Annotated in this window: 13 protein-coding genes; 10 read left to right on the top strand and 3 right to left on the bottom strand. The window is 46.3% G+C overall.

The window, feature by feature from the left end:
- Position 1 precedes the first annotated feature (1 nt).
- Complete coding sequence (locus tag IQ263_RS16405) at positions 2-430, top strand: YidH family protein (protein WP_194009670.1); 429 nt, start codon at positions 2-4, stop codon at positions 428-430.
- Positions 431-486: 56 nt separating this feature from the next.
- Here IQ263_RS16405 and IQ263_RS16400 read toward each other — a convergent pair whose 3' ends face one another.
- A complete protein-coding gene (locus IQ263_RS16400; RefSeq protein WP_194068429.1) occupies positions 487-2,001 on the bottom strand; it encodes an ATP-binding protein in 1,515 nt (504 codons plus the stop codon).
- A complete protein-coding gene (locus tag IQ263_RS16395) occupies positions 1,998-2,681 on the bottom strand; it encodes a response regulator transcription factor (RefSeq protein ID WP_194009668.1) in 684 nt (227 codons plus the stop codon). Before IQ263_RS16395 ends, IQ263_RS16400 begins: the two co-directional genes overlap by 4 nt.
- Positions 2,682-2,868: 187 nt before the next feature.
- Here IQ263_RS16395 and IQ263_RS16390 point away from each other — a divergent pair, with 187 nt between their 5' ends.
- Both IQ263_RS16390 and IQ263_RS16385 read left to right on the top strand, forming a co-directional pair.
- On the top strand, positions 2,869-3,345 hold the full coding sequence (locus IQ263_RS16390; protein WP_370589108.1) for a hypothetical protein: 477 nt from the start codon (positions 2,869-2,871) through the stop codon (positions 3,343-3,345).
- A gap of 157 nt (positions 3,346-3,502) precedes the next feature.
- Entirely contained in the window at positions 3,503-4,429 is a 927-nt protein-coding gene (locus IQ263_RS16385; protein ID WP_194068427.1) for a calcium-binding protein, read from the top strand.
- Between the two features lie 237 nt (positions 4,430-4,666).
- Here IQ263_RS16385 and IQ263_RS16380 read toward each other — a convergent pair whose 3' ends face one another.
- Entirely contained in the window at positions 4,667-5,581 is a 915-nt protein-coding gene (locus IQ263_RS16380; protein ID WP_194068425.1) for an alpha/beta fold hydrolase, read from the bottom strand.
- Between the two features lie 239 nt (positions 5,582-5,820).
- Between IQ263_RS16380 and speB the strand changes: the two genes are divergently transcribed.
- From speB to frr, 7 genes are all read left to right on the top strand, one after another.
- On the top strand, positions 5,821-6,750 hold the full coding sequence (gene speB, locus IQ263_RS16375; protein WP_194068423.1) for an agmatinase: 930 nt from the start codon (positions 5,821-5,823) through the stop codon (positions 6,748-6,750).
- 133 nt (positions 6,751-6,883) lie between these two features.
- The gene (locus IQ263_RS16370) at positions 6,884-7,441 is read left to right on the top strand and encodes a thioredoxin family protein (RefSeq protein ID WP_194068421.1); all 558 of its coding nucleotides are present in this window, start codon (positions 6,884-6,886) and stop codon (positions 7,439-7,441) included.
- 161 nt (positions 7,442-7,602) lie between these two features.
- A complete protein-coding gene (gene modA / locus IQ263_RS16365) occupies positions 7,603-8,409 on the top strand; it encodes a molybdate ABC transporter substrate-binding protein (RefSeq protein WP_194068420.1) in 807 nt (268 codons plus the stop codon).
- Positions 8,410-8,559: 150 nt separating this feature from the next.
- Complete coding sequence (modB, locus tag IQ263_RS16360; protein ID WP_194068418.1) at positions 8,560-10,380, top strand: molybdate ABC transporter permease subunit; 1,821 nt, start codon at positions 8,560-8,562, stop codon at positions 10,378-10,380.
- A 101-nt stretch (positions 10,381-10,481) separates the two neighbouring features.
- Positions 10,482-10,880: a peptide-methionine (R)-S-oxide reductase MsrB gene (msrB, locus tag IQ263_RS16355; RefSeq protein WP_194068416.1), complete on the top strand. Its 399-nt coding sequence runs from the start codon at positions 10,482-10,484 to the stop codon at positions 10,878-10,880.
- Positions 10,881-11,066: 186 nt separating this feature from the next.
- Positions 11,067-11,795, top strand: a complete 729-nt coding sequence (gene pyrH, locus IQ263_RS16350; RefSeq protein ID WP_228050104.1) for a UMP kinase — start codon at positions 11,067-11,069, stop codon at positions 11,793-11,795.
- On the top strand, positions 11,782-12,330 hold the full coding sequence (gene frr, locus IQ263_RS16345) for a ribosome recycling factor (protein WP_194068474.1): 549 nt from the start codon (positions 11,782-11,784) through the stop codon (positions 12,328-12,330). Before pyrH ends, frr begins: the two co-directional genes overlap by 14 nt.
- Positions 12,331-12,487 lie beyond the last annotated feature (157 nt).

Below are 12,487 nucleotides of genomic sequence, written 5' to 3'. Positions count from 1 at the left end.
GATGAACAAGGGTGCTAAAATAGACCGACAGCGCGAACATCAGGCAAATGAACGCACCTTTCTTGCATGGTTGCGAACTTCACTGGCTTTAATTGGTTTTGGATTTGCGATCGCTCGGTTCAGTTTATTTCTCCGTCAATTTCAAGCTACAGTGACTCAGCAAGAAGTTTCTTCCCCTCCCTTCTTCAACTCCGAAACTTTAGGGCTGAGTTTAGTCGTTTTTGGGATTGCGGTCATAGCCTTAGCAGCATGGCGTTACAATCGAGTTTTCTGGCAAATCGAGCGAAGTGATTATCGCCCTAATCGCGTACTCGTTTGGATTCTGACGGGAGTTGTGATGATTTTAGGAACGTTAAGCATTCCGTTGTTGCTGTGGCGAGATCGCGCAAATATAGCTCCCACTTCAACTCCTAAAAACTCTCAATTGTAAGTTAACCCGATCGCTCAGTTAAAGTCAAAACAACCGCAACCATATCATCGATCGGGTTAATCGCGATCGCCCACAGGTAAACTCAGTATAAACCCTGTTTGACCCAGGATTGCAGCATCTAGTTGAATATCGCCGCCGTGGGCCCGTGCGATTTCCCTTGCTAAACTTAGCCCCAATCCCGATCCTTCTATTTTTTGGATTTGACTGGAGTCGCCGCGATGGAAGCGCTCAAAAATTAGCTTGCGCTCGCTTAAAGAAATATCTTGAGAACTATTGACAATTTTCACAATTACTCTTTTTTCGTGACGCTGGGCTTGTAATCGGAGCCAACCCTTCGGTAAATTATATTTAATAGCATTCCCAACTAGATTTTGCAAAACCTGCACCAGCAAATCGCGATCGCCCTGTATATATAAATTAGGAGCAATTTCCATTTCCACATCTAAATGTGGTGCTAACAGTTCCATATCTTCGGAAATTTCCGATAGCAAAGCCGACACATTCACCTCAACCAAATGTAAACCCATACGTCCGGCATCGGCTAGAGAAAGTAAAAGAAGTTTGCGGGTAATTTCACTCAAGCGGTGCACTTCATCCAATAAATTACTTATAGTTTGCTGCACTTGAGAACCAGATTCAACTTGATGCAAAGCCAGTTCTATTTGCCCTTGCAAAATTGCCAGCGGAGTCTTTAATTCGTGAGCCGCATCTCCACTAAAACGAGAAGCTTGCTGAAAACTCCGTTCCAGACGTTCTAACATCTGATTGAACACAGAAATTAATTCTAAAAATTCAATATCCGTCGAACCAACAGGGACGCGCCGATCTAGTCCTTGTACGGTGACATTGCGAATAGCCATCGTGAGTCGCCCAATGGGATACAGAATACTCCGCGATATCAACCACGCTCCACCTGCTACGAATAACAGCACTACGGGAATAGAAATTAGAAAGATATTGCCAATCGATGTCATTTCGAGATCGATCGCCTGTAAGTTAACAGCGATTGCTATTTGAGTCCGAGGAGAATGAATCGCACCCACACGCCAAACAGTTGTGCTAGTACGCTGCGTTGCTAGCTGAGTCTGGAAAACTTGAAGAAAATCGGGTCGAGCGAATGGAGGAGGTCGATCGCGCGGAGGTCTTCTTTCTCTCGGTAAGAATGAATCAATTCCATTGGGAGGTGGAGGGGGAGGCTCTAATTCAAAAGGTATTCTATCAGGATCGGGAGGCGGTTGAGGCAGCGATTGCCACAGTGATTTTGCATCAATTCCATCTTGCCACTGCCTCGATTGATAGAGCAAATTACCGTCTCTATCATTCACCAGCAAAGCCACAGCAGTTTCTCCATTCATGCCCAAAATTAATGGCAAAGAATTAGCATAATTATCCCATTGAGTTGATTGCGGGCGAGTAGATTGGATTAACTGATTCTTAATTTCAGCATCAAGACGTTTTACCTTAGCATCGTAAATCAACCACCACGAAACAATACTAAAGCCAATTATAGAAATACTTGCCAGAACAGCAGAGAATAGAGTAATCCGAAAGCGAAAAGATTGCAATTTCATGATGGGGAATCTGGTTTGCGAAACCGATAGCCAACACCGCGCACGCTCTCAACCCATCCCGTACCGCCAATGGGTTCAAGTTTCTTGCGAATGCGTTGAATACAGACATCTACCACATTCGTATTTGGATTAAAATCATAGCCCCAGATATGTTCGAGGATTTGAGTGCGGGTGAGTACCCTACCGGGCGATCGCATCAGATATTCCAACAGATTAAACTCGCGGGTTGTCAGTTCGACTGTATGGGAATCGCAGGTAACTTCTCGGAGAATGCGATCGAGTTTAACAGGGCCAACACTCAGAATATTTTGCCCGCTTCCAGAAGCACGCCGCACAACAGCATAAATCCGAGCAACTAACTCCTCAACAAAAAACGGTTTAGCCAAATAGTCATCAGCACCGAGATGCAAGCCTTCAATGCGATCGTCTAATTCATTGCGAGCCGTCAATAAAATCACAGGTACATTGCGCCCCGCTTTTCGCAAAAGTTTGAGGATAGATAATCCATCTTTTCCCGGTAAAACAATATCAAGCACGATCGCATCGTACTGATTATCCATCGCCCGCCCGTAGCCATCGTTGCCATTATCGCAATAATCCACAACAAAGCCTTGTTCTTTCAAGCCGATACAAACAAAATTAGCGATTTTTTCTTCATCTTCAACGTATAGAACATTCATAGATTTAGATCGAGTTGGGCATTGGGCGGAGCGAAGCGGAGGGATTGGCCCGCGCAGGGCATTGGGCGGAGCGAAGCGGAGGGATTGGGCGGAGCGAAGCGGAGGGATTGGGCATAGTTTCTTTTTCAGTGGTGATTATACCGTCATCATTGATTGAACTAAATTACAAAACTGTAATCCATCCACAGTGTGGCAGGTAATGTTTTGGGAGTTTAATTTAGCTGTCAACATTTTTGGATTGGCGATCGTAACTCTCATGAAAATTGCTTCACTACTCGCGTTACCCGCTACAGCTTTGCTGCTGGGATTTAGCAGCTTGACTTTTCCCGATCGAACTACAGCTAATTCTAATACTGTACTAGCCCAGAGCCAGCCCGAACCCAATCAAGAGCGCAGACATCCGCCCCGTATAGATTTTGCCGCTGCGGCCAAACAATTAGGAATCACCGAAGCCGAGTTAATCGAAGCATTGGGGCTACCAGCCAAACCGCCCGAACCACCTGAAAATAATCGCCCGCCGGGCCCACCGCCCCCTCCTCGTTTAGATATTGCCGGTGCAGCGAAAAAGTTGGGAGTCACCGAAGCACAGCTAATCAAAATTTTGGGCATTCCACCGCGTCCATCGGGCGATCGTAACATACCTGACAATTCAGAAAAACGGTAATTTTGCAGATTACAAAACTGTAATCCCAGCACAGAGATAAATGTCATGTTGAACCAGCTTAATGATTGTAGCGACCAAAGCAAAAGGCGATCGAGAATTCATTTCTTGAGCCTGACAACTGCTTTCAACTTAGAAAAATAATCGAGGTAATTACACCATGCCACCACTATTTCCCAATCCTAATTCAATTAATGCACCGGGCAATCCTCCACCTCCAAATCAAGGCGCACCGGGCAATCCTCCACCTCCAAATCAAGGCGGACAACTTACCAATTCTGCTCTACCTCCCCAAAACCCAACTCCACCCGCACCGCCAGCCAACAGTATCAACACCACAACAGGAAACGACAATATTACCGGAGATAGTTTAGACAACTTCATCCTAGGGAGTAGCGGCACTGATAGCATCCTTGGAGGATTAGGCACGGATACAATCAGCTATCTTTCCCTCAGCAATGGCATTACCCTTGAGGCTAAAGGCATTGTATACAAAGGCGCAGCCGGCACAGACAGCCTTCAAAGCATCGAGCAAATTATTGCTCCTTTGGGGCAGATTAACACCATCGATGCTTCCACAGGTAGCGGCACAGCTTCTATTAATGCAAATTTGTCGCAGAATAGTTTAGCAGTTAACAATTTACCCGGTATCGGCACTCTGAATTTTACTGTAGAGAATTTCGCGAATGTCACGGGCACGCCCAATGTAGATGTGATTACCGGCAATAACCTAGACAATTATTTAATAGGAGGAGCGGGTAACGACACACTTTCGGGTGGACGTGGCAATGATACGCTGATTGGAGTCAATCCATCGAGTGCTACACCAGGGAGTAATGAAACGGATTTACTGATTGGTGGTAGGGGTAGAGATGTTTTTGTTCTCGGTGATGCCGCAATTAGCTACTATCAAGGAACAGGAGTTGCACTCATTCAGGATTTCCAACAGGGAATCGATCGCATTCAGTTACATGGGAGTATTTCCAACTACAATATTGTTGGTAACTCCATCAATTTAGCTGGTACATCTGACCAAATAGCAGTAATTCAAGGCGCCTTTACCCCTGATAGTTTCATATTCGTGTAATCTCAATTCCGGCTGCACTCAGACATGATACCGAGGAAACGGCAGTGCCGTTTCCCTACCCAAAATAATATTGTAGGGAAACGGCACTGCCGTCTCCTAATTTCTTCTTCCTACTTCTTCCTTCGTGTTCTTCGCGTCTTCGCGGTTCAATAATACTTATGATACCGAGGAAACGGCAGTGCCGTTTCCCTACCCAAAATAATATTGTAGGGAAACGGCACTGCCGTCTCCTAATTTCTAATTTGCTGCAATTACCGATCGCCCTTTAATCCAATCAAGTAAAATAGGATTGACCAATTCCGGCGCTTCATCCTGCGGACAATGGCCCACTCCCTCCAAAGGAATAAACTTTTCAACAGCCGGAAACTTCGCCAATTCTCGCCCCAGGGCGATCGGCTCCCAAGGGTCATTTGCGCCCCACAAAATCAAAGCCGGACAGCTTAAACGAGGCAACAAATCCTCCGGTAACGGGCCTTGAGAATAGCTGATAAATGCCACAAATACATCCACAGCGCCGCTATCTCGCGCTGGTTTTAACAAGATTTCTACAAGTTCGTCGGTGACAGCTTCCGGCTGGTGATAGGCTTGCAAAAGCACTTTTTTGACTGTTTTTGGCGTGGCTAATTGTTTGAAAAATAATTGACTTATCCACTTGACATTTAAAACTTTTTGTGCAATTGGCGCTCCAAAACTGCGATACCAAGGCATTTCGGCGCGCTTGCGATCGTGCAGCAAGCGCAGGGAACAATTGAGTAAAATTACGCCAGAAGCAATATCGGGAAAATCCACAGCGGCTTGCATAATTGCTACACAGCCGATCGAATTTCCCACCAAAAAAGCCTGCCCACCCGCAACTTCCCGACAAAAATCAGCAATTAACTCACCCCAAGTTTCAAAAGTATAGTCAATCTCAAACTTGGGCGCGGGCTTAGCAGAACCGCCAAAACCGATAAGATCGATCGCAAAACAGCGACAACTAGCAGCCAACACAGGCAAATTCTTGCGCCAGTGGCCCGAAGACGCGCCAAAACCGTGAACAAACACCACCGCAGGGCCCTCGGTTCCCGCAGCCTGGTAACAAATCGGAAAACCTTTCCACATCCAGATTTGAGGTGCAGCAAGTGTTGACAGAGTGGGAGTAGAAGGTGTCATGGGATTTTAGATTTTAGATTGGGCATGGGGCATGGGGCATGGGGCATAGGGCATAGGGCATGGGGCATAGGGCATAGGGCATAGGGCATTGCTAGCTGCTGCCTAATGACTAATGACTAATGACTAATGACTAATGACTAATGACTAATGACTAATGACTAATGACTACTTTGCAGTTAGAGCCGATACTATGCCACCATTAAAGATGCTGAATTTTTTGCCTTATTGAAATTTCCCCTATGCCACCGATCATTTCCACTGCTGTCGTACCCTTTCTCGGTTCCGAAATTGTACCCGACTACGACACAGCCAAAGTAGTAATCTTGCCAATTCCCTACGAAGCAACCACCACCTACCGCCGGGGGTGCGAAAACGGGCCGGCAAAACTGCTAGAAGCTTCTCACCAACTCGAATGCTACGACGAAGAATTAGATTCCGAAGTTTGCTATGATGTCGGAATTTATACAAAAGAGCCGATCGCCGACACCCGCAACAACCAACGGGTTTCATCCTCAGAAATGCTGCGAGTCACGCAACAAACCGTACAGCAGCTAATTGCGGAACAGAAATTTGTCATCTCCCTTGGAGGCGAGCACAGCATCACCGCCGGCATTGTGGAAGGCTACCGCCAAGGCTACCCGGATGAACCCTTCACCGTCGTGCAAATCGATGCCCACGGCGACTTGCGCCACGAATACGAAGGCTCGATCCACAACCACGCCTGTGTGATGCGGCGGGTTGTAGATATGGGCTTACCGACACTGCAAATCGGGATTCGCGCTATCTGTAAGGAAGAAGCCGACTTGATTAAAGCCAAACAGCTAAACGTGATTCGAGCTCGGGAAATTGCTACTCAACCGGATTGGGCCGATCGCGCCATTGCCAGCATAACAACCAAACGAGTATTTTTGACGATCGACCTAGACGGCATCGACCCGACATTAATTCCAGGGGTAGGCACACCCGAACCGGGCGGGTTAAATTGGTATTCGCTAACCGGATTTTTGCGGCGCGTCTTCGAGTCCTACGAAGTAATCGGCTGTGACATCATGGAATTAGCACCTGTTGTAGATTCTGTCGTCTCAGAATTTACCGCCGCCAAATTAACCTACAAACTTATTGGATATCAAGCGGCGGCTCAAGGTTGGCTAAAGCAAAACGAGGAATAAATCGCGAATTATGAATCAAAATAAGCTGTTGACCAGGTTAGAATCAAAGTAAAACCCAAAAACAGCCAATTTGATTATTGCTGAGAATTTCATCTTTCACGCTCGCAAATACTGCTCTTAACCTCCTGAAAACATGAGTTTACCAATCGAAACAACAGGTACTTCAATTAATGGCTACGCTCCCGATTTTGAACTGCCGGGAGTTGACGATGAAGTTCACCATTTAGCTCGCTATTTAGAAAAATTTCGGGCGATCGGGGTAGTATTTATCTGCAATCATTGCCCTTACGTGAAGTTGTATATCGATCGCCTGAAAGAACTTCAAGCAGCTTTTCAAGATCGAGAAGTTACCTTAATCGGGATTAATGCCAATGATGCAAACCAGCATCCCGACGACAGTTTTGAGAACATGAAAATTTTTGCAGCCGACAATCAACTCAACTTCCCGTACATCCGAGATGTTGCTCAAGATGTCGCCCACAGTTTTGGGGCTTCTAAAACGCCGGAAGTTTTTTTGTTAGACCGAGACGGCAGATTGCGCTATAAAGGTTTAATTGACGACAATGCCGACGATGCAGCAGCAGTACAGGTTTCTTATTTGCAAAGTGCGATCGACCAATTGCTCAAAGACGAACCGGTAGAACCTTCTATTACAGAGGCGATCGGTTGTTCTGTCAAGTGGCGAGAATAGGGATAACACGTGAAATTCGTAGGGACACGGCAGTGCCGTGTCCCTACCACTATTATTTAACGAACCGCGAAGATGCAAAGAGCGCGAAGGAAGAAAAAGAGGAAGATAGTTTTGTAGCAGTTTTGATATAATTCAAAATCAAAGATTCTAAACTATTTCTGATGAACCTAAAAAGAAAACGCATCCTTAACTTAATTATAGTAGCCGTCGCGACACTGGTACTGCTGATTAGTTGGAACTTATTTCAGAATGTTTCCCCAGCCGCAGCACGATACCCCAAGTTTTTAACTGTATCCGCCGCCATCAGTCTCTCGCCCGCCTTAACAGAAATCAAAACAGTATATCAAAGCAGCAATCCCAATACTACTATTACTTATAATTTTGGTGCTTCCGGCGCTCTAGAGCAGCAAATTCAGCAGGGAGCTCCGGTAGATATATTTTTCAGCGCCGGGACTAAACAAATGGATGGTTTGCAAAAAGCTAATTTGCTCCTTAACGAGACGCGCCGCAATCTGCTGACAAATCGCCTAGTTTTGATTGTTCCTAAAAATGGCGCTGTTTTGAGCGATTTTAAACAGTTGACAGAGGCGAAAATCAAGAAAATTGCGATCGGCGAACCCAAAAGCGTACCTGCGGGACAATACGCTCAGGAAATGCTAACTAAGCTCGGATTGTGGCCGCAACTCCAGCCAAAATTAGTATTGGGAAATAACGTCCGCCAAGTGCTGACATTTGTCGAAAGCGGTAACGTTGATGCCGGTATAGTCTACACTACAGATGCCAAAGCATCCGACAAAGTAACAGTGCGACTAACAGCGGCAGAAAACTTGCACTCCCCCATTGTTTATCCGCTAGCAATTATCAAAAACAGCCGCAATCCCGCCGTCGCAAAAGCCTTTGTTGAATTTTTAGCAGGCGATCGCGCTAAAATAGTATTTCAGAAATACGGATTTGGTCTAGCTCGTTAATTAGAAACCCGGAGGGCGGGCACGGGGACACCGCCCCTACAGTTGATTCTCTTCCTTCTCTTTCTTCCTTCGCGCCCTTCGCGTCTTCGCGGTTCGTTAAAAAAAATCTCATTCACAAATTATCCAAAACTGCGATAGTTCATCCAAAATATGGAATTTGACATATCTCCATTATGGATATCCCTAAAATCATCAGCCATCGCCACATTCTTTACCTTCTTTCTCGGAATAGCCGCCGCCCGGTGGATGCTTTCAACTCGCATCCCAGGTAAAGCCTTGATTGAAGGCATTTTCATCTCTCCTTTGGTTTTGCCGCCCACGGTAGTCGGATTTTTGCTGCTACTGCTGTTTGGTAGAAATGGCGCGATCGGTCAATTTCTTCTAAAATTTGATTTAACTATAATTTTTACTTGGCAAGCCGCCGTAATTACTGCCACAGTCGTATCATTTCCCCTGATGTACAAAACTGCTTTGGGGGCTTTTGAGCAAATTGATGCCAATCTTCTCAATGCAGCCCGCACTTTGGGCGCTTCGGAAGGGACGGTTTTTTGGCGGATTATGTTGCCGCTAGCGTGGCCGGGAATTCTAGCAGGAACTATTCTCGCATTTGCCCGCGCTTTGGGTGAATTCGGCGCGACGTTGATGTTAGCTGGGAATATTCCGGGACAAACTCAAACTATCCCGATGGCAATTTATTTTGCGGTGGAAGCTGGGGATATGAGGCAAGCTGCTATTTGGGTTTTGATTATTCTCAGTCTTGCTTTGAGCGTGCTGACTTTGGTTAATTACTGGACTTATTTACCAAGAATTTCGCCTCAGCCAAATCCTAACTATCAACGGCAATCGAATCTGGCTCAATTTAGCTCTCAATTTACCATAAAACCCCCAAGAAAACAACTGGAAGGCGGACTATTTTTAAATATTTTTAAACCTCTTTCTGGCTTTGCCTTGGAGGTCGGTTTTGATATCGGTCAGGAAGTGCTGGGAATTCTGGGCGCGTCGGGTTCCGGCAAAAGCATGACTCTGCGCTGTATCGCGGGTTTGGAAACTCCCAGCAGCGGTAAAATTGCAGTTAATGGAAAGGTTTTATTTGACTCGGCAGAGGGCATTAATTTACCTTCTAAAGACCGCCGTATTGGTTTTTTGTTTCAAAACTATGCTTTGTTTCCTCATCTGAATGTGGCTCAAAATATTGCTTTTGGTTTGCAGCATTTATCTAAAAGCCAGCAAAAAATTCGGGTCAAAGAACAGCTTGTTTCGGTGCAAATGTCGGGACTCGAAAACCGCTATCCCCACGAACTTTCTGGCGGCCAGCAGCAGCGGGTGGCTTTGGCGAGGGCGATCGCCCCGAATCCCGATTTACTGCTGTTAGACGAACCGTTTTCGGCTTTGGACACGCACTTGCGGAGTCAACTGGAACGGGAGTTAATGCAGGTTCTGGCTAATTATCGGGGAATTACTTTGTTTGTCAGTCACAATTTAGAGGAAGTTTACCGGGTGTGCAAAAATCTGTTGGTGTTGGCTGAGGGAAGGGCGATCGCCTTTGATAGCAAACAGAACATTTTCGATCGCCCGCGCAACTTCACCGTCGCGCAGTTAACGGGCTGCAAGAATTTCTCTGCTGCTAAACCGGTTGCTGAAACTGTCCTAGAGGCGATCGGCTGGGGCTGCACTTTGACTGTAGTTGAACCAATTCCCAAATCTCTAGTTTCTGTCGGAATTCGAGCTCATCAAATCAGTTTTGTTAGCGGGTGCGATCGCGAAAATACTATTGCTTGTTGGGTAGCCTCAACAGTAGAAACTCCCCACCGAGTGACATTATATCTCAAGTTGCACTCGCCTCCCCATGATTCCCAAGATTATCACTTGCAAGCTGAACTTTTCAAGGAAAAGTGGCGGGCGATTAAGGACAATTCTTTTCCCTGGTATGTTCATTTGGAGCCAATTAGGTTAATATTAATGGAGGCATGAGTCAACAGTTAACAGCCAACAGCCAACAGTTAACAGTTAACAGTTAACATTCAACAGTTAACAGTTAACAGTCAACAGTCAACAATTAACAACATTAAACCATGACAGACAAAGTTAAAAAAACCGATGCCGAATGGCAACAGCAACTCAGCCCAGAACAGTTCAAAGTTACCCGAAAGAAGGGAACCGAAAGAGCTTTTAGTGGCGAATATCACGACAACAAAAAGCCCGGAATTTATAAGTGTATTTGCTGCGGCACCGAGCTATTTAAATCAGAAACAAAATACGATTCCGGTACTGGTTGGCCGAGTTTTTACGCTCCCATTAACGAAGAAAATGTCAAGAATGAGTCGGATAACAGCTTATTCATGCGCCGCACTGAGGTACTGTGTGCTGTTTGTGACGCTCATCTCGGTCACGTATTCAACGATGGGCCAAAACCCACGGGCCAGCGTTACTGCATGAATTCTGCTTCTCTTGATTTCGTTCCCAAGGAATAAATTAAGTCCGCATTTCTCACCAAAAAACCCGGTTTCTGCCTTAACTTTAAGATTGCTCAAACAGAAGATTAGGCCGAGAAACCGGGTTTTTATCCGTTCCCAGCAGCCTGTTCCAAGCAATTGATGTTCAAAATGCACCCGTGCTGCTATCTTATGGTGGAGACAAAAAGAAAAAATAGTGGCGGCATGGGGATGGTTTATCAGCGGGTTTTGCTGAAGCTCAGCGGTGAAGCGCTGATGGGCAGCTTGGGCTACGGCATCGATCCGGTAGTCGTTGGATCGATCGCCCAGGAAGTGGCCAAAGTAGTGTCCGAAGGCATCCAAATCGCGATCGTTGTCGGCGGCGGCAACATTTTTCGCGGCGTAAAAGCTGCTTCTGCAGGGATGGATCGGGCAACAGCCGACTATGTGGGCATGATTGCTACGGTGATGAATGCTATCACTTTGCAGGATGCCTTGGAACAAGCAGGAGTACCAACGAGGGTGCAATCGGCGATCGCCATGCAAGAGGTAGCTGAACCCTACATCCGGCGGCGGGCAATTCGTCACCTCGAAAAAAAACGGGTAGTAATTTTTGGTGCCGGTTCTGGCAATCCTTTTTTTACTACTGATACTACAGCCGCTTTGCGGGCGGCGGAAATTGATGCACAGGTGATTTTTAAAGCTACTAAGGTAGATGGGGTCTACGATTGCGACCCCCACCTCAACCCCAACGCGCGCAGGTATCAAACCCTCACCTACGCCCATGTCTTGAACCAAGACTTGCGGGTGATGGACAGTACCGCGATCGCCCTGTGCAAAGAAAATAATATTCCTATTATGGTATTTGACCTCTCGGTATCGGGCAACATTTATCGAGCCGTAATGGGAGAATCTATTGGAACCCTTGTCGGAGGATTTTGTGAAGTTAGCTGAAGCAGAAGATCATATGCAAAAGGCAGTTGAGGCTACTCAACGGTCTTTTAATACTATCAGGACGGGACGGGCCAACTCCTCCCTCCTCGATCGAGTCATGGTAGATTACTACGGAGCACCAACTCCCATCAAATCCCTTGCCAATATCGGCACGCCGGATGCAACTACGATCAACATTCAACCGTTCGATCGCACAGCACTAACATCGATAGAAAAAGCAATTTCTCTGTCGGATGTAGGACTCGTGCCCAACAACGACGGTTCAGTTATTCGCTTGAACATTCCACCGCTGACAAGCGAAAGACGGCAAGAATTTGCCAAAATGGCCTCGAAATTTGCCGAAGAAGGTAAAGTCGCAATTCGGAATATCCGTCGCGATGCGGTTGACTCGATTCGCAAGCAAGAAAAAAGCAGCGATCTCTCTAAAGATGAATCGCGGGACTTGCAAGATAAAATTCAAAAGCTGACGGACAAGTATGTCGCCAAAATAGAAGAAGTTCTGGCAGCCAAAGAGAAAGATATCACGACTGTTTAGCACAGTTCAGTTATCCTAAAAAGCCAGTAAGCGAGCAGGCTTTCGGGCCTGCTCCCCAATAATTATTTTTTAGATCCGGTAATTCACCGGACATGGTAAGCTGTTGTGCATCCCAATTGTGTATGTGATTGAGGGGGAGAGGGGGAGAGGGGGAGAG

Origin of the sequence: Tychonema sp. LEGE 06208 (assembly GCF_015207505.1) — a bacterium.
In the GTDB taxonomy this organism is placed as follows: Bacteria; Cyanobacteriota; Cyanobacteriia; order Cyanobacteriales; family Microcoleaceae; genus Microcoleus.
This window is presented reverse-complemented; position numbering and strand designations above follow the sequence as displayed.

What these genes read in the sequence shown, in the direction of transcription:
- msrB (WP_194068416.1), top strand. Translation starts at nt 10,482, where the DNA reads ATGACAGACAAAGTTAAAAAAACCGATGCCGAATGGCAACAGCAACTC.
- modB (WP_194068418.1), top strand. Translation starts at nt 8,560, where the DNA reads ATGGAATTTGACATATCTCCATTATGGATATCCCTAAAATCATCAGCC.
- IQ263_RS16385 (WP_194068427.1), top strand. Translation starts at nt 3,503, where the DNA reads ATGCCACCACTATTTCCCAATCCTAATTCAATTAATGCACCGGGCAAT.
- IQ263_RS16380 (WP_194068425.1), bottom strand. Translation starts at nt 5,581, where the DNA reads ATGACACCTTCTACTCCCACTCTGTCAACACTTGCTGCACCTCAAATC.
- pyrH (WP_228050104.1), top strand. Translation starts at nt 11,067, where the DNA reads ATGGGGATGGTTTATCAGCGGGTTTTGCTGAAGCTCAGCGGTGAAGCG.
- modA (WP_194068420.1), top strand. Translation starts at nt 7,603, where the DNA reads ATGAACCTAAAAAGAAAACGCATCCTTAACTTAATTATAGTAGCCGTC.
- speB (WP_194068423.1), top strand. Translation starts at nt 5,821, where the DNA reads ATGCCACCGATCATTTCCACTGCTGTCGTACCCTTTCTCGGTTCCGAA.
- IQ263_RS16400 (WP_194068429.1), bottom strand. Translation starts at nt 2,001, where the DNA reads ATGAAATTGCAATCTTTTCGCTTTCGGATTACTCTATTCTCTGCTGTT.
- IQ263_RS16405 (WP_194009670.1), top strand. Translation starts at nt 2, where the DNA reads ATGAACAAGGGTGCTAAAATAGACCGACAGCGCGAACATCAGGCAAAT.
- IQ263_RS16370 (WP_194068421.1), top strand. Translation starts at nt 6,884, where the DNA reads ATGAGTTTACCAATCGAAACAACAGGTACTTCAATTAATGGCTACGCT.
- IQ263_RS16395 (WP_194009668.1), bottom strand. Translation starts at nt 2,681, where the DNA reads ATGAATGTTCTATACGTTGAAGATGAAGAAAAAATCGCTAATTTTGTT.